This is a genomic window from Pseudomonas sp. zfem001, assembly GCF_032621725.1.
GTDB classification, from domain to species: domain Bacteria; phylum Pseudomonadota; class Gammaproteobacteria; order Pseudomonadales; family Pseudomonadaceae; genus Aquipseudomonas; species Aquipseudomonas sediminis.
The window spans coordinates 1,679,690-1,695,811 of the sequence record NZ_JAVYJI010000001.1; the positions used below are offsets into that span (position 1 = coordinate 1,679,690).

15 protein-coding genes are annotated in these 16,122 nt (G+C 61.9%); all 15 read right to left on the reverse strand.

The window, feature by feature from the left end; all coding sequences use genetic code 11:
- Positions 1-4: 4 nt before the first annotated feature.
- Positions 5-946, reverse strand: coding sequence for a flagellar motor protein MotB (locus tag RTH74_RS07870; protein ID WP_179543354.1), 942 nt, complete (start codon positions 944-946; stop codon positions 5-7).
- A complete protein-coding gene (gene motA, locus RTH74_RS07875; RefSeq protein WP_099524903.1) occupies positions 943-1,815 on the reverse strand; it encodes a flagellar motor stator protein MotA in 873 nt (290 codons plus the stop codon). Before motA ends, RTH74_RS07870 begins: the two co-directional genes overlap by 4 nt.
- A gap of 1 nt (position 1,816) precedes the next feature.
- Positions 1,817-2,551: a FliA/WhiG family RNA polymerase sigma factor gene (locus tag RTH74_RS07880; protein WP_099524904.1), complete on the reverse strand. Its 735-nt coding sequence runs from the start codon at positions 2,549-2,551 to the stop codon at positions 1,817-1,819.
- Between the two features lie 11 nt (positions 2,552-2,562).
- On the reverse strand, positions 2,563-3,039 hold the full coding sequence (locus RTH74_RS07885; protein WP_316914292.1) for a flagellar basal body-associated FliL family protein: 477 nt from the start codon (positions 3,037-3,039) through the stop codon (positions 2,563-2,565).
- Between the two features lie 27 nt (positions 3,040-3,066).
- On the reverse strand, positions 3,067-4,149 hold the full coding sequence (locus RTH74_RS07890; RefSeq protein WP_316914293.1) for a flagellar hook-length control protein FliK: 1,083 nt from the start codon (positions 4,147-4,149) through the stop codon (positions 3,067-3,069).
- Between the two features lie 3 nt (positions 4,150-4,152).
- Positions 4,153-4,470, reverse strand: coding sequence for a hypothetical protein (locus RTH74_RS07895; RefSeq protein WP_099524906.1), 318 nt, complete (start codon positions 4,468-4,470; stop codon positions 4,153-4,155).
- Positions 4,454-4,852, reverse strand: coding sequence for a flagellar export chaperone FliS (fliS, locus tag RTH74_RS07900; protein ID WP_099524907.1), 399 nt, complete (start codon positions 4,850-4,852; stop codon positions 4,454-4,456). Before fliS ends, RTH74_RS07895 begins: the two co-directional genes overlap by 17 nt.
- On the reverse strand, positions 4,852-6,147 hold the full coding sequence (gene fliD, locus RTH74_RS07905; protein ID WP_316914294.1) for a flagellar filament capping protein FliD: 1,296 nt from the start codon (positions 6,145-6,147) through the stop codon (positions 4,852-4,854). Before fliD ends, fliS begins: the two co-directional genes overlap by 1 nt.
- Before the next feature lie 435 nt (positions 6,148-6,582).
- The gene (locus RTH74_RS07910; protein ID WP_099524909.1) at positions 6,583-7,479 is read right to left on the reverse strand and encodes a peptidoglycan DD-metalloendopeptidase family protein; all 897 of its coding nucleotides are present in this window, start codon (positions 7,477-7,479) and stop codon (positions 6,583-6,585) included.
- A 139-nt stretch (positions 7,480-7,618) separates the two neighbouring features.
- Complete coding sequence (locus RTH74_RS07915; RefSeq protein ID WP_099524910.1) at positions 7,619-8,524, reverse strand: response regulator; 906 nt, start codon at positions 8,522-8,524, stop codon at positions 7,619-7,621.
- A 135-nt stretch (positions 8,525-8,659) separates the two neighbouring features.
- Positions 8,660-9,388, reverse strand: coding sequence for a phosphate signaling complex protein PhoU (gene phoU / locus RTH74_RS07920; RefSeq protein ID WP_099524911.1), 729 nt, complete (start codon positions 9,386-9,388; stop codon positions 8,660-8,662).
- Between the two features lie 90 nt (positions 9,389-9,478).
- Entirely contained in the window at positions 9,479-10,312 is an 834-nt protein-coding gene (gene pstB, locus RTH74_RS07925; protein ID WP_013713351.1) for a phosphate ABC transporter ATP-binding protein PstB, read from the reverse strand.
- A 66-nt stretch (positions 10,313-10,378) separates the two neighbouring features.
- The gene (gene pstA / locus RTH74_RS07930) at positions 10,379-12,055 is read right to left on the reverse strand and encodes a phosphate ABC transporter permease PstA (protein WP_179543361.1); all 1,677 of its coding nucleotides are present in this window, start codon (positions 12,053-12,055) and stop codon (positions 10,379-10,381) included.
- Positions 12,056-12,070: 15 nt separating this feature from the next.
- Entirely contained in the window at positions 12,071-14,356 is a 2,286-nt protein-coding gene (locus tag RTH74_RS07935; protein ID WP_316914295.1) for an ABC transporter permease subunit, read from the reverse strand.
- Positions 14,357-14,534: 178 nt separating this feature from the next.
- Positions 14,535-15,503, reverse strand: a complete 969-nt coding sequence (locus RTH74_RS07940) for a PstS family phosphate ABC transporter substrate-binding protein (RefSeq protein ID WP_106734706.1) — start codon at positions 15,501-15,503, stop codon at positions 14,535-14,537.
- Positions 15,504-16,122: the final 619 nt, after the last annotated feature.

Below are 16,122 nucleotides of genomic sequence, written 5' to 3' on the forward strand. Positions count from 1 at the left end.
TGGGTCAGGACTCCGGTGCGCTGAGCTGAGCACCCTCGGCACGGTACTCCACCCGCACCTGGGTATCGCCGAACAACTCGCGGTACAGGCCTTCGGCCTGGCTGGTCAGCAACAGCAGCTCGATGCGGCGATTGGCGCCGTTCTCTGGATCACTCGGTAACAAGGGCATGCCATCTGCTTGAGCGGTGACTTGCAGCACCGTGCTGGGCGGCAGCCCGGCCTCGACCATCACGTTGCGTGCACGCAGCGCACGGTCGCCGGAGAGGTTCCAGTTGTTGTAACCACCAACCACGCCGCGATAGGGCATGGAATCGGTGTGGCCGCTGATGATCAGATGGTTTTCCACCCGCGCCAGAATCCCAGCCAGACGCTGCAGCAGCTTTTCGAAGTGCGGATTCAGGTGGGAACTGCCGCGGTTGAACATGAAGCGCTGCGCATCGTCCTTGATCAGGACGCGCAAGCCCTGCGGTACCACCTGCACTTCGATGTTGGCCTCGGCGTCCAGTTGCAGCGCCAGCGCCTCCATCAGCTTGGCCAAATCCTGCATCTGCTGCGATTCGGCATAGTGTGGCCGGCGGGCGGGCCCCGGCTGGCCATCGCCCTGTTCAGCGCCGGGATCTTCCTCGGGTGTACGCGCCTGATTTTCCCGATCCTGACGCGGGCTGACCTGCACCGGCACCCCATCGAGGTCCAGCGGCGTGGTACTGGTGCCATCGAAGATGCCGGCACCGCCGTCGACCAGCGGATTGTTCAGCATGTCGGCATTGGCGCGGCTGGCGTCCTGGGTCTGTGGCTGGATGATCCACAGCACCATGAACAGCGCCATCATGGCCATGGTGAAGTCGGCGAAGGCTACCTTCCAGGCACCGCCATGCTCGTCGTGGCCGCCCTTCTTGCCACGACGTTTGATGATGATTTCATGGCCTTCACCGGCACGCGGTTTCATGCCGCGTCCCTTTCATCTTCGTAACGGTTGACCCAGATCTCCAGCTGCTTGAACGCCGGCTTGACGTCCTGCTCGATCAGCTTGCGCCCGGCGTCCACCGCCAGCAGCGTGGGCTTGCCGGCAACGTGGGCGACGAGGGTGGTGCGCACGCACTCGAGCGCCGACATCTCGGTTTTGATGCGCTGGCCCATCGCACTCGACAAGGGCTCCATCACGCAATAGCACATGAAGATGCCAAGGAAGGTGCCCACCAGCGCTGCGGCGACGTGAGCGCCGATCTCGGCTACCGAGCCGCCGATATTGCCCATGGTGATGACGATGCCGAGGATCGCCGCGAGGATACCGAAGCCCGGCATGGCTTCGCCGATCTTGTGCAGCGAGCGCGACGGCTGCATCAGCACATGCTCCATCGCCTCCAGCTCCTGCTCGAGGAAGCCTTCGAGTTCGTGGGCGCTGATCTTGCCCATGGCCATCAGGCGGAAGTTGTCGGCGATGAAGGCCATCAGGTTCTTCTCCTGACGGATCAGCGGGTACTTGGCGAACAGTTCGCTCTGCTCCGGCTCCTCGATATGCGCGTCGAGCACCTTGAGGCCGCCGACATCGACCATCTCCAGCAGCTCATAAAGCAGCATCAACAACTGGCGCTGGAATTCCTCGCCACGCTTCTTGTAGACGAACACGCCTTTGATCTGATGCAGCATCTCGATCAACACGTCCTTGGGGTTGGCCACTACCAGAGCACCAAAGCCCGCCCCGACGATGATGATCACCTCGGCCGGTTGCCAGAGCATGGCCAGTTCGCCATGGGCCATGACGTAGCCACCGAGCACGCAGGCGACGATGATCAATGCACCTAATAACTTCTGCACCCTAGCCTCTCTCGTTCAGGTAGCGACTGGCCTTGGCGATCGCCTGCTTGCTCAACTGGCAGACGCGCGCGTCGCTCAGCTCCAGCACCAGGGCGATTTCCTTGAGGCTCAGCTCATGTTGGTAGTAAAGGGTCAGCACCAGTCGTTCACGCTCGCTGAGCTGGCTCAGCGCCTGAGTCAGCAGGCGCTCCTTGAGCACACGGTCCTCGACCGCACTGCTGCCACAGGCGAACCCCTCGTGACCGTTCTGCAGCAACTCATCGAGACTTTCGATGGCCTCACAGGCATCGGCCTGGAGAAACTCCTGGTATTCCTTGGCGTTTATGCCGGCCGCCTGAAGAATCTCTTCCTCCTGCGGCACACGACCCAGTTGCCGCGCCAACTGGCGAATGGCGTCGCGAATCTTGTGGGTCTGCTGACGCACCTGGCGCGGGCGCCAGTCCTGGCGGCGCAACTCATCGAGAATCGCACCACGGATGCGCAGCGCGGCGAAACGACCGAACTGCTCGTCCGGCGTGCCATAGCGACGCAGGCATTCGAGCAAACCCATCAGGCCGATCTGTTCCATGTCTTCGCGGTCGAGCACCTGATTGGCCTGCAACGCCAGCTGACTGACGATGCGCTTGACCAGTGGCAGGTACTGCAACAGCCACTTCTGCTCGGCCCCTGGGGCGAACAGCGCAGCCCCGCCCTGTTCGGCGGCGTAGCGATAGTCAATGGCGCAGTTGGCGTTCATGGCGACGGTACCTACTGGACGATCAGTTTGCTGACCAGCACGTTGGCGAACGGCATCGCCAGCTTCTTGCTGGCGAAGTCATCGAACAGCGCGCTTTCCAGCGTGCTCTGCAGCTCTGGAATGGGCATGCCGCGCAGCGTCTCGAAGGTCATGGCAGACAGGTGGGCGACCACCGAATTGCGCACCATCGGATCGATTTGCTCGAGCTTCTTCGGATCGGTTTCGAGGTCGGTCTGCAGCACCAGATCGAGCACGAAGTAATGCTCGCGGCTTTTCCCCTTCAGGCTGACGATCACCTTCTCGATCGGAAAGAAGCGGTACTCGCTGTTGGCTTCCTGCTCCTCGCTGCCGGCGTTGCCAGCAGAAATGCCGAGCACGGCCTGGCCGGTCTGCATGGAATTGAGCGTGGCGTAATTGAAGATGGTGCCGCCAACCACCACCAGGGTGTTGAAGATAACCAGCAGCAGGAGGACGCGCGGCATTGTCATGACTTATCTCGATTCACTAACGGGAAATTAAACGGTGACCAGCACGTCGCTGGTCGATAGCCCAGCGTTGCGCTCGCCGCCAGCGGGCAGCGCGACGGCAGCGGCCACCTCATCCTCGGCGAGCCAGCGCTGCGCTTGCGCCTGTTGCTGCTGACGACCGCCCTGAGCATCGGCGGAGACCTGCACGTTGACCTGCACGAAGTTCTGGCCGACCAGCTCCTGACGCAGACGCTCGCTGGTCTGCTGCAGCAGACGGGCGACATCGGCATTGGCAGCCGAGAGCTGCACGCTGAGACGGCCAGACTCATGGCTGAGGAAGATTTCCAGGCTGCCCAGCTCCGGCGGGTCGAGACGGATGGTGGCGTTCTGTATGCGCTGGTTGATCTGCACGTCCACCTGCTCGCGCAGGCTGGCCAGCATCTGCTCGCCCCACTGCGCCTGAGGCGCATGCAGCTTGAGCGGACGCTCGGCAGTCAGCGGCGTAGTAGTCGCGGCGGCGGAGGTTGCGCTGGCGGGGATGGATTTGTCGGCATCCGTGCTGATGCTCGGCAGGCGTTCGAGATCGCTCGTCTCGATGACCTCAGTCGCCACTGCCGGCGCCGCTGTCTGTATCGCTATCTCGACTGCCATCTGCGGTATTGGCGCCGCGACCTGGGGTGACAACGATTGCTGGCTGAGCGCTGAAGCACTGGCGCTGTATGGTGACTGAGCGGGCAACGGCTCACGCGGCTGCGGCTGTATCCGGGCCTGGCCAGGGAGCTCGGCAGGCAACATGGCAGCCTGTTCGATCTGCTCCGGGTCGTCCTGAGACAACGGTTCGTGCAGCGCCTGCTCGGGTGCTTCACGCGCTTCGATACGCACGGCCTGCTGGTCCAGCACGCTGGCCAGCCACTGCTCGGCATCCGCTTCGCTGAGGGTGACCTTGATGGGAGTGGCATCCTCGCTCAGCGGTGCCCCCAGCTCGGTGGTGAAGCCCTGTACGGCCATGTGCAGATCGAACGGCGGCGTCTCACCACCAGCGCTCCGAGCCTGGGCAAAACCGGCCGGCAGGGTTTGCGCGGCGGAGTCCGTCAGACTCACCTGGGCATTGGCATTGATCAGTTGCAGCACGTTTTATCTCCCACCCTGATACAGATCGACGCGCATGTAAGCGCTGCGCCCTTCGGCGTATTCCAGGTGCGTCAGCAACAACCGACGCACCCGTTCGCACTCTTCGGCGCAGGCGATACGCGCCTGTCCGTGCAACTGCTGCAGATGCCGCCTGGCCTCGCGCACTTCGTCGCTCAGCGTCGGTAGCCCGGCCAGTAACTGCAGGCAGGAACGGATCAGCGCATCGATCTCACCGATGCGCGTCCAGTCAGCCTGTTCTAGCGCCTGCGCCAACTGCGCGTGCAGTTGCTGCAGCGCGCGCAGTTCACTTGCGCGTTGCATTCACGCCTTCCCAACCTTCGCGCAACACACCGAGCAAGCCGACCACTTCGTCCAACCCCTCCAGCGACAGGCTGACGCTGACATCGGAGAGGCGGTAGATGCAGTAGTCGTAGAGTCGCGCCAACCCCTGCACCAACTCACCGCCGTTCTCGTAGTCGAGGGCACCATTGAGACCGCCGAGGATGTTCAGGCATTTCTCCAGGGATTGGCCCTTCTGCTGGTAACGCTTGGCCTCGATATGGCCACGGGCACGCGCCAGCTCGTCGAGGAGGCCGTCGAACAGCACCAGCACTAGCTCATAGGGCGAGGCCGAAGCAGCACGCGCCTCAAGGTCCACGGTGCGATAGCTGTCGTAACTTTCGTTGAGGTTGTAGGCACTCATCAGAACATTCCGTAGGTCTGCTCCATCGCCGCCATGGTCTGCATAAGACCGGTGTACTGACGGAGATAGCGGCTGTAGTAGGAGTCGTACTGCTTCTGGATCGTGTCGAACTGCTGATCGACACGGCGCAGCTGGGTGTTGAGGGTGTCCTTGCGATTGGTCAGCAGGCCGCCAGCACTGCTGGTGTAGACCGCCAGGTTCTTGTCCAGGGTATCGAGCAGGTTGCCCTTGTCGGTGAACAGCTTCTCGAAGCCTTCCGGGTTTGCTGCCACGGCCTTTTCGAAGCGGGCGTTGTCGATGGTCAGCTTGCCGTTTCGGTCGGCAACGATGCCGAACTCGGTGAGGCTCACCCCCCCAAACGAGGTGCGTACCAACTGGTTGAGCATGGTCTCGATGGCGCGCACGCTGGCATCGCCAGCCAGAGGTCCACGACCGCCACTCTCGCCACCGCTGGAGGTGAGCGAGTCGAAGCTGATCATCAGGGCATTGAAGGCACTGACGAAGGTTTGCGCCTTCTCCTTGGTGGCCTTCTGGTCCTGACCGACCTCCATGGTCAGCGGCGTATCACCGCTCTTGTGCGCCTTGTTGAAGGTCAGGCTGACGCCATCGATGATGTTGTCGAAGGTGTTGCTGGTACTGCTCAGTTCAATGCCGGTCTCGCCACCCAGGCGCACGATGGCATCCTTGGCCACGGACAGCTCCTGCCTGCCGCTCACCGCGCCTGCAACCGCAGAATTGCCAGTGGCACTCAGGCTGATGGCCTGGTCGGCGCCGGTCTTCTCACTGGTCAGCACCAGGTTGACCTGGCCATTGCTGCGAACCAGGGTCGCCTTGACGCCATTGTTGTCGCTCGCGCCGTTGATGGCTGCGGCCAGCTCGTCGAGCGTGGCCACGGCACCGAGGTCGATGTTGAACGCCTCACCGCCCTTGCCGATGGTCAGGCTGCCACTACCGAGGTCGCCGTCCTGCAGCCCTTGCAGGGCAACCTGGCTCTTGCTGGCTAATTGCTGGACGAAAAAGTCGTAACTGCCGGCCACGGCCTTGGTGCCCACCGTGGCACTGGCATAACCCTCCTGGCTGAAGCTGGCGCTGTTGACCAGCATGCTGCTGCCGGCCAGCTTGAGACCGCTGGCAGCCGTCTTGAAGGTTTTCAGCGCGGTATCCAGGCTGGTCAACGCACCGAGCTGCGCCTTGTAGGCGGCCTGGTTGCGATTGGCCTTGGCCAACTGGCCCTGAATTTCGTATTGGGCCAGTTGGGTCGCCATGCTTTGAACGTAATCTGAATCGATAGCCATAGTCGGACACCCGTTTTCCTGTGAGATAGCAATAGCGGTGCCAACAGCTGAAACCCTTGATCTAGAGGGCTTTAGGCGCTCCGCCAGGTGAAAGATCCTTTCCGCTTGCAGACTGCTGAACGACGAGCGGAAGGCCAACTTCCGCCTGCGTCGCGCAGATGGCGGACGTACCGATTACACAGGCGACAGCACAGAGGGGTGACTTAAGGAAAACGCCGCAGAGAGCGGGCAAACCACAGCATCAGCGGTGACGCGGTGCACGCAGCGCACCCTACCGATGGCACCAGCCCCGTCCGCGGTACACGCACGTACCGTAGGGTGCGCGATGCGCAACGGCGGCATCGCGCAGCAGAAGAAGCCCCCAGGAATGTGGGGGCGCGCAAAAACGCTGGGACGATATCCGGGGAAAGAACGTAGCCGACAGGCCTTGTCGAACTATTCGCCGCCGACGGCGAAATTCGGCAGGCTGTTGACCGGCTGACGGAAGTTGAAGGGAATGGACTCGACCGCCAGACCCACGTTGCGCTGCACCACGAAATGCAGGTGCGGGCCGGTGCTGTTGCCGGTGTTGCCGGAGCGCGCCAACAGGCTGCCGGTTTCTACCCGCTGGCCTTCACGCACACCGACCGAACCCTTCATCAGGTGCAGGTAAACACCCATGGTGCCGTCGTCATGCAGAATGCGCACGAAGTTGCCGGCCGGGTTGTTGCCACGGCCGCTCTGCTGGTTCTCGGTCTTCACCACCATGCCAGCGCGTGCAGCGACGATGGGCGTGCCTTCAGGCATGGCGATATCCACCGCATAGCGGCCCTTGGCCGTGAAGTGGCTGTAGGTGCCGTTGGCGCCCTGGGTCTGACGGAACGGACCGCCACGCCAGGGCAGCGGATAGCGATGGATGCTCGGCTGCAGACGCGGATCACCGAGGGCATAGCGCAACCTGGGTTTGTAGCGCAGCGGCTTCGATGCATCCTGCGCGGTGAGGGTGGCGAGACGGATATTGCTGCGCGGTGGCAACACCCAGCGAATCGGTTTGTCCGGCGCGCCGATGGCGTTCTGTACCTGCTCCAGCTTCAGTTCGATTTCCACCGGGGCGTACAGGTCATTGCGAATCAGCAGGGTTTCACCGGCTTCGTGCTTCTTGGTTTCCAGTTTCACCTGGTTGTCCAAGCGCTCGACCATGCGATCGTTGAACACGAACACCTGCGCGCCAGGCGCAGCCTGATCGCTATAGGTAACCACGCCGTTCTTGTCGACGTACTTGTAGATGGTCAGCGCAGCGGCCTGGCTGCAACAGGCCAGCAGACTGCAGAGAATAATCAGACGCCCTAGCATAACGACTCGGATCTTATGGCTTTTTGATATCCGGGTTAGCAAGACTAGCAGCGCAGCACGGAGCGCGCGAGACACCGACCGTCAGGCTGTGAACCGGCTCACCGCCATTGGTCGGCACAGCGCCGCGGATTGCATACGGCTACGCGCCGGGGCTGAAATGCTTCTGCGCAGTGCCGCGGGCGATCAGCCGCGAGAGGTAATCGAGTTTTTGCGGGTCACGGTCGACGAATCGGAAAGTCAGTTGCAGCCATTCGCTGTCGGGCTTGGGTTCGAATGCCACCACCGCATGCAGGTAGCCATTGAGCCGAGCGGTTTCCGCTGCTTCGCCCTGCTCCAGGTCGAGCACTGCACTCTCCAGCACCTGCGGCAGTTGTTCGGTGCGTTTGACCACCAGCAGTGCCTCCTTGAGGCTCAGCGCCTTGATCACACAAGCCATGCTACCCGCCGGCAAACGCAGCTGACCCTGGCCACGACCGGCTGGCGACTTGCTCGGGGCTGCCGGCGCAGGTGCTGCGCTAGGCTCAGCCTGGCCCGCAGCCGGCACCGGAGCACTGGGCTTGACCACCTCGGCCTTGCCGCCGGTGAGCGCGGCCAGCGAGTCATTGGCGAAGCTGCCGCTGCTGAGCATCTTCGGCGGTGCGCTGGCAGCCAGGGTCTGCAACTTGCCGGCGCGGCTCAGCGCCTTCTTGACCTTGGTGACCAGCTGTTCGTTGGAGAAGGGCTTGCCGATGTAGTCGGAAACACCAGCCTGGATCGCCTGCACCACGTTCTCCTTGTCACCACGGCTGGTGACCATGATGAAGGGAGTGGTTTTCAGGTTGTCCTGCTCGCGGCACCAGGTCAGTAGCTCGAGGCCGGACATCTCCGGCATTTCCCAGTCACAGAGGATCAGGTCGACCACCTGACGGCTCAACATCTGCTGGGCCTTGCGGCCATTGATCGCTTCCTCGATCTGTACGCCGGGGAAATTATCGCGCAGCCCTTTCTTGACCAGATCACGGATAAAGGTCGCGTCATCCACCACCAGCACACTGACTTTGCTCATCGGCCACTCCTGTACGAATGGCAGTAAGCATAGTCATGGCCAGTGGCCTAAGGCCAACGGAAAACGTCGGACGTGCAACAAATCGCGCAAACGAAACGGCCCGGGATTTCCCGGGCCGTCAGCACGAAGCAGGCGTCAGTCCCTGGACTTGCCCTCGACCTCTTCACGCATGCGCGTCAGACCGATGTGGCGCACATCAGTGCCACGCACCAGGTAGATCACCAGTTCGGCGATGTTGCGCGCGTGATCGCCGATGCGCTCCAGCGAGCGCAACGCCCAGATCACGTTGAGCACGCGGGAGATCGAACGCGGGTCTTCCATCATGTAGGTGACCAGTTCGCGCAGCGCGGTCTTGTACTCGCGGTCGACGGTCTTGTCGTACTGCGCCACCGACAGGGCCAGGTCGGCATCGAAACGGGCGAAGGCGTCCAGTGCCTCCTGCACCATCCGGCGCACCTGATCGCCAATATGACGAACCTCGACATAGCCACGCGGCGACTCGCCCTCCTCACACAGCTGGATGGCGCGCTTGGCGATCTTGGTCGACTCGTCGCCGATGCGCTCGAGGTCGATCACCGACTTGGAGATGCTGATGATCAAGCGCAGGTCGGAGGCCGCCGGCTGGCGACGGGCGAGAATGCGCACGCATTCTTCGTCGATATTGCGCTCCATCTGGTTGATCTGGTCGTCGATCTCGCGCACCTGCTGGGCCAGGCCGGAGTCGGCCTCGATCAGCGCGGTAACGGCATCGTTGACCTGCTTTTCCACCAGGCCGCCCATGGCCAGCAGGTGGCTGCGCACCTCTTCCAGCTCGGCGTTGAACTGCTGGGAGATGTGCTGGGTAAGGTTGTCTTTGTTGATCATGTTTCGCTCCGCGAAAGTCCGGGTAGGGTGCGCCGTGCGCACCACAGGGCAGCTGCAACCGGTGCGCACAGCGCACCCTACGGGGTCAAATCAACCATAGCGACCGGTGATGTAGTCTTCTGTCTGCTTCTTGGCCGGGTTGGTGAACAGCGTATCGGTGTCACCGAACTCGATCAGCTTGCCCATGTACATGAACGCGGTGTAGTCGGAGACACGCGCCGCCTGCTGCATGTTGTGGGTCACGATGACGATGGTGTACTTGCTCTTGAGCTCGTAGATCAGCTCTTCGACCTTCAGCGTGGAGATCGGGTCGAGAGCCGAGCAGGGTTCGTCGAGCAGCAGCACTTCCGGCTGCACGGCCACGGTACGGGCGATGACCAGACGCTGCTGCTGACCGCCGGACAAACCCAGCGCCGAGTCATGCAGACGGTCCTTGACCTCATCCCACAGCGCCGCGCTCTTCAGTGCCCACTCCACCGCCTCGTCGAGCACACGCTTGCTGTTGATGCCCTGGATACGCAGGCCATACACCACGTTCTCGTAGATGCTCTTGGGGAAGGGGTTGGGCTTCTGGAACACCATGCCGACGCGGCGACGCAGCTCGGCCACGTCCTCGCCCTTGCGGTAGATGTTGCGCCCGTCGATGTTGATCTCACCTTCCACGCGGCAACCGTCGACCAGGTCGTTCATGCGGTTGAAGGTACGCAACAGGGTCGACTTGCCGCAGCCGGACGGGCCGATGAAGGCGGTCACACGCTGCTTGGGGATATCCATCTTGACGTCGAACAGCGCCTGCTTCTGGCCGTAGTACAGGTTCAGGCCCGGTACAGCGATGGCCGTGGTCTCGTTGGCCAGGCTCAGGCTCTGCTTGTCGCGGCCGAGTGCGGCCAGATCGATACCGTGGGTATGGGTTTCATGTTGCATAAACTCACTCCGTTCGTAGCTACAAGCTGCAAGCTGCGCGCCGGTGGCGCGCGACTCGTAGCTGCGTTAGTGATCCAGCGCCTTGTACTTCTCGCGCAGGTGGTTACGGATATAGACCGCGGTCAGGTTGAGCAGGGCGATGACGATCACCAGCAGCAACGCCGTGGCGTAAACCAGCGGACGCGCAGCCTCGACGTTGGGGCTCTGGAAGCCGACGTCGTAGATGTGGAAGCCCAGGTGCATGATCTTCTGATCCAGGTGCAGGTACGGGTAGTTGCCGTTGAGCGGCAGGGTCGGTGCCAGTTTCACCACACCCACCAGCATCAGCGGCGCCACCTCACCAGCGGCACGTGCCACGGCCAGGATCAGGCCGGTCATCATCGCCGGGCTGGCCATCGGGATGACCACCTTCCACAGCGTCTCGGCCTTGGTCGCACCAAGCGCCAGCGAGCCTTCGCGCACTGCACGCGGAATCCGCGCCAGGCCTTCCTCGGTGGCAACGATCACCACCGGCAGGGTAAGGATCGCCAGGGTCAGCGAGGCCCACATAAGGCCCGGGGTGCCGAAGGTCGGTGCCGGGGCTGACTCGGGGAAGAACAGCTGGTCGATCGAGCCGCCCAGCACGTAGACGAAGAAGCCCAGGCCGAATACGCCGTAGACGATCGACGGTACGCCCGCCAGGTTGTTCACCGCGATGCGGATGACGCGGGTCAGTGCGCCCTGGTGCGCGTATTCACGCAGGTACACCGCAGCGATCACGCCGAACGGGGTAACGATCACCGCCATCAGCATGACCATCAGCACGGTGCCGAAGATGGCCGGGAAGATACCGCCTTCAGTGTTGGCCTCACGCGGCTCGTCGCTGACGAATTCCCACAGCTTCATGGCGTAGAAGCCGAGCTTGTCGACAGTGCCCATGGCGTTCGGACGGAAGGCGCGGACAATCTTGCCCAGTTCGATTTCGGTCTGACGACCATCGCTGGCGCTCAGGGTCACACTGTCACGGTTGATCTGCTGGGTCAGTGCCACCATGCGCTCTTCGAGCACCTTGTACTCGGCATTCAGCGCATCGCGGCGAGCGTCCATGTCAGCTTGCGCGGCGTCATCCAGCTTGCCCTGCAACTGCAGTTTGCGGCCTTCCAGACGGATCCGCTCGAGGCTGTGGTTGATGCGGCCGATGTCTTTCTTCTCCAGGCGCACCAGTTGCGCATGCAGATCATCGACGCGATCCAGACGCTCCTGCAGCGCAGCCCAGGCCGCATCACCCTCGGCGATTACCTGACCGCTTTCCTTGACGTTGACCAGGTTGCCGTAGAAGTTGCCCCATTCGCGACGCTCCAGCACCGTAATGCCCGCTGGCTTGCGCGGGTTGCTCAGCCACTCGCCGACCACCCAGGTGAAGTCGGCGCCGAACAGCTCGCGGTTACCCACTTTCATCAGCTCGCGGGTCATGAATTCGCCGCCCTCTTCGGCGACCGGCAGGCCTGCGGCCGCGAGACGAGCGCGCGGCACTTCCTCGACCTGCACCACCTCACCCAGCATCACCCGTGCTTCCTGACCAGGTACCTGGTAGTCGGCTTCGAGGATGTCGGCCGGCCAGAAGTGGCCCAGGCCACGAGAGGCGATCACCGCCAGCAGACCCAGGGTCATGATGATGGCGATGGCAACCGCGCCACCGCTCATCCACACGCCCGGAGCGCCGCTCTTGTACCAGGATTTCAGGTTGTTCTGTTTCACGGACATATACCTTCCAAAACCTTAGAGCGACGAATACTTGGTGCGCAGACGCTGACGGATCAGCTCGGCCAGGGTGTTCATGACGAAGGTGAACAACAGCAGCACCATGGCGGCCAGGAACAACACACGGTAGTGAGTGCCGCCAACTTCAGACTCGGGCATTTCCACCGCGACGTTGGCCGCCAGGGTGCGCATGCCTTCGAAGATATTCATGTCCATGATCGGCGTGTTGCCGGTGGCCATCAGTACGATCATGGTCTCGCCCACCGCGCGCCCCATGCCGATCATCAGCGCCGAGAAGATGCCCGGGCTGGCGGTAAGAATCACCACGCGGGTCAGGGTCTGCCAGGGCGTCGCACCGAGGGCCAGGGAGCCGAAAGTCAGGCTCTTGGGCACACTGAACACGGCGTCTTCGGCGATGGAGTAGATGTTCGGGATCACCGCGAAGCCCATCGCCAGGCCCACCACCAGGGCGTTGCGCTGGTCGAAGGGAATGCCCAGGTCGTTGGACAGCCACAGGCGCATATTGCCGCCGAACAGCCAGTTTTCCAGATGACCACTGATGCCGATGGAGAACCAGCCCACGGCGATCACCACCGGAATCAACAGTGCCGCTTCCCAACCTTCGGGAACGCGATGACGCACGGACTCAGGCAGCTTGGTCCAGAGGAAACCGAACAGCAGAATGCCTACCGGCGTCAGCAACAACAGGCTGAAGATGCCGGGTAAGTGGTTCTCCAGAAACGGCGCGAGGAACAGGCCGGCAAAGAAGCCGAGAATCACCGTCGGCAGCGCCTCCATCAGCTCGATCACCGGCTTGACCTTGGTGCGCATGCGCGGCGCCATGAAGTAGGCGGTGTAAATCGCTGCCGCGATGGCCAACGGAGCAGCCAGCAGCATGGCGTAGAAGGCCGCCTTGAGCGTACCGAAGGCCAGCGGCGAGAGGCTCAGCTTGGCCTCGAAATCGGTGTTGGCCGAGGTCGACTGCCAGACGTAGTCAGGCTCCGGGTAGCTTTCGTACCAGACCTTGCCCCACAGCGAACTCCAGGAGATTTCCGGGTGCGGGTTGTCGACCAGGAAACGCTGCAGCTTGCCATCCGACTCCACCAGTACACGACTGGCGCGTGGCGACAGAGCAGCGATGGCGCTGCCTTCGGCGACCTGCTGCTTGAGCAGAGTGCGGTGCGCAGTGCTGTGAAAAATGCCCAGGCGACCGTCGGCATCCAGCGCCATGAAACCCTTGCGGCGCTCCTCAGGCAGGATCTGGGTGATCGCGCTGCTACCCAGCTGGAAGCTGCGGATCGACTGGAAAGTGGACTTGCCGTCCTTGTCACGCACCATGAACCACTGCTGGATGCCGCCCTTGGCGTCACCGATCATGATCGAGATACCGCCGAGCAGGCTGGTGGCGCTAGTCACACTGTTGGAAGCATCCTTGAGCAGCTCGTAACGACCATTGAGGCTGCGCTTGCGCAGGTCGAAAACATCGGCACTGGAGCTGCCGTTGAATACGTACAACCACATCTGACGCGGGTCGAGAATCAGCTGGCTGATCGGCTCACCGATCTGCGGCAGGTTGATGCGCTCCTCGCTGACGCTCACCTCGCCGGTGAACAAGTTCTCTTCACGGCTCAGGCTGATCAGGTGCAGCTCATTGCCGGTGGAGCCGGCCAGCATCAGCGTACCGCTGTTGAGGTTGATGGCGATGTGCTCGAGTGGTCGGCCTTGCGGATCGACCTCGATCGCTGCCTCACCGTAGGGGTACTCGATCTGTGGTGCGATCGTGCGCACGTTATCCGGGTAGCTGATCTTGTAGTTGTGCTGAATGATCAGCGCCTGGCCGTTGGACAGGCCCAGTACCACGCGGCGCGTGCCTGGCTGATCCTGGCTGACGGACGCAACCGAAACACCCTGCGGCAACGGCAACTGCAGACGCTGCAGGGCTTCGCCGGTCTTGAGTTCGAAGAACTGCACGGCACCGGAAGCGTCCAGGCGCATGGCCACCTGGTTCTGTTCCTCGATGGCCAGCATCAACGGCGCTTGCGCCTCAGCCAGCCAGGCCGGTTGCTGAGCCTGGCGAGAGGTCAGTTCAGCGCCCTGGAACATGGGCAGCACAACGTGGGCGAGATAGAAGAAGATCAGGGTGATGGCGCCCAGAACCGCCAGACCACCGATGGAGACATACCAACGCGCCATACGATCCTTCAACGCGCGCATACGGCGCTTGCGTTGCAGGGCAGGCGTATTGAAGTCGATCCCTAGCGGATTCTGCGAACGGTTCATGGATTCGTTTGCCAAGTCATTCATGCGAGAAGTCTCTGCGCGAGCTTGATTGCAGCGCATACGGCTGCCCAGGCTTGTCAATTTAGCGAGCTTGTGTGACAGAAAGATTACAGCCTGCTGACATGACGAAGCCCGCCACCCATAAGGTGGCGGGTTCGTCGAATGGCCGGGCTACCAGAGCCAGGCCATCACACTGGAAGCCTTATAGGCCCAGTTCCTTCATCGCTTTCTCGGCTACCTTGGACGGCAGCGGGATGTAACCGTCTTTCATCACGACGTCCTGGCCCTGCTTGGACAGCACCAGCTTGATGAACTCGGCGTCCAGCGGGCTCAGCGGCTGGTTCGGCGCCTTGTTCACGTAGACGTAGAAGAAGCGGGCCAGCGGGAACTTGCCAGCCAGGGCGTTTTCTTCCGAGGCTTCGAAGGCTTCACCGCCCTTCTTGGACAGCGGTACGGCGCGAACGCTGGAGGTACGGTAGCCAATACCCGAGTAGCCAATGGCGTTCAGGGTGCTGGAGATCGACTGCACCACGGAAGCCGAACCCGGCTGCTCGTTGACGTTGGATTTGAAGTCACCTTTGCACAGGGCTTCTTCTTTGAAGTAACCGTAGGTGCCGGATACCGAGTTACGACCGAACAGCTGCAGCGGCTTGTTTGCCCACTCGCCGGTCAGACCGAGATCACCCCAGGTCTTGATGTCCTTGTCATTACCGCACAGACGGGTGCTGGAGAAGATCGCGTCGACCTGCTCGATCGACAGCGACTTGATCGGGTTGTCCTTGTGCACGAATACCGCCAGGGCGTCGATGGCAACCGGAACGGCGGTCGGCTTGTAGCCGTACTTCTCTTCGAAGGCCTGGATTTCGCTGTCCTTCATAGGACGGCTCATCGGACCCATGTTGGCGGTACCTTCGGTCAGCGCGGGTGGCGCAGTGGAGGAACCAGCGGCCTGGATCTGGATGTTCACGTTGGGGTAGTTCTTCTTGAACTCTTCTGCCCACAAGGTCATCAGGTTGGCCAGCGAATCGGAACCGACGCTGGACAGGTTGCCCGACACACCGGAAGTCTTTTCGTAGTTCGGCAGAGCCGGGTCGACGGCGGCTACAGCAGATACGGCGCTTACGCCAGCGGCGGCGAAAGTCAGGGCCGCCATCAAACGCTTCAGTTTCATGCCTTGCTCCTAGCAGGATAGTGTTGGATGGAACGGGCCCAAGTATCTGCAGGCCACGTGACCACTCTATGAAACGAATGTGACAGTTAAATGAACGTCGACGAGTTTCGGTTGGGGCAGAGAGAAAGTACTTCGGATGGTTTGGGGAAGTGTGAGTGATACCGGACTGGCAAATAAGTGTGTGCTCCAATGGCTTGGCCTTCTGACGGGACCGGGTCGCAAGCTTGCTTAAGCTTCGCGGAGTTGAAATTGGCGGCGTCTAGCTTTTGCCTTTGCTCTTAAACTGCGATGGAACAGACGACGCCCAAATCCCCTTCAGGAGGCCGAGTGGAATCGCCGTGGAAGGGGTTGAGTGACATGGATGTCGCGAGAGCTGCGATGGGCCAGGGATGGCCCTTCGTGGCGTGCCCCTGGAGCGGTGATGGAGCGAGGGAACCCCGGCGTAGCCGGGGCCGGATGTCGGGGTGCCCTTCTCTTTGGTTACTTTCTCTTGGGCAAGCAAGAGCTACGAAGCGCAGCGAAGTAACAGCCGCAGGCTGGCCCACAGGGTGAGCGCAGCGAATCAAGTGACTTGTAAGTTGTTCCACACCTGCTCCAGACCGCCAGTGACTAGATCTCC

Excerpts from the sequence above, each read along its gene's own strand:
- RTH74_RS07870 (WP_179543354.1), bottom strand. The coding sequence starts at position 946 with ATGAAACCGCGTGCCGGTGAAGGCCATGAAATCATCATCAAACGTCGT.
- RTH74_RS07880 (WP_099524904.1), bottom strand. The coding sequence starts at position 2,551 with ATGAACGCCAACTGCGCCATTGACTATCGCTACGCCGCCGAACAGGGC.
- RTH74_RS07885 (WP_316914292.1), bottom strand. The coding sequence starts at position 3,039 with ATGACAATGCCGCGCGTCCTCCTGCTGCTGGTTATCTTCAACACCCTG.
- RTH74_RS07895 (WP_099524906.1), bottom strand. The coding sequence starts at position 4,470 with ATGCAACGCGCAAGTGAACTGCGCGCGCTGCAGCAACTGCACGCGCAG.
- fliS (WP_099524907.1), bottom strand. The coding sequence starts at position 4,852 with ATGAGTGCCTACAACCTCAACGAAAGTTACGACAGCTATCGCACCGTG.
- fliD (WP_316914294.1), bottom strand. The coding sequence starts at position 6,147 with ATGGCTATCGATTCAGATTACGTTCAAAGCATGGCGACCCAACTGGCC.
- RTH74_RS07910 (WP_099524909.1), bottom strand. The coding sequence starts at position 7,479 with ATGCTAGGGCGTCTGATTATTCTCTGCAGTCTGCTGGCCTGTTGCAGC.
- RTH74_RS07915 (WP_099524910.1), bottom strand. The coding sequence starts at position 8,524 with ATGAGCAAAGTCAGTGTGCTGGTGGTGGATGACGCGACCTTTATCCGT.
- phoU (WP_099524911.1), bottom strand. The coding sequence starts at position 9,388 with ATGATCAACAAAGACAACCTTACCCAGCACATCTCCCAGCAGTTCAAC.
- pstB (WP_013713351.1), bottom strand. The coding sequence starts at position 10,312 with ATGCAACATGAAACCCATACCCACGGTATCGATCTGGCCGCACTCGGC.
- pstA (WP_179543361.1), bottom strand. The coding sequence starts at position 12,055 with ATGTCCGTGAAACAGAACAACCTGAAATCCTGGTACAAGAGCGGCGCT.
- RTH74_RS07935 (WP_316914295.1), bottom strand. The coding sequence starts at position 14,356 with ATGAATGACTTGGCAAACGAATCCATGAACCGTTCGCAGAATCCGCTA.
- RTH74_RS07940 (WP_106734706.1), bottom strand. The coding sequence starts at position 15,503 with ATGAAACTGAAGCGTTTGATGGCGGCCCTGACTTTCGCCGCCGCTGGC.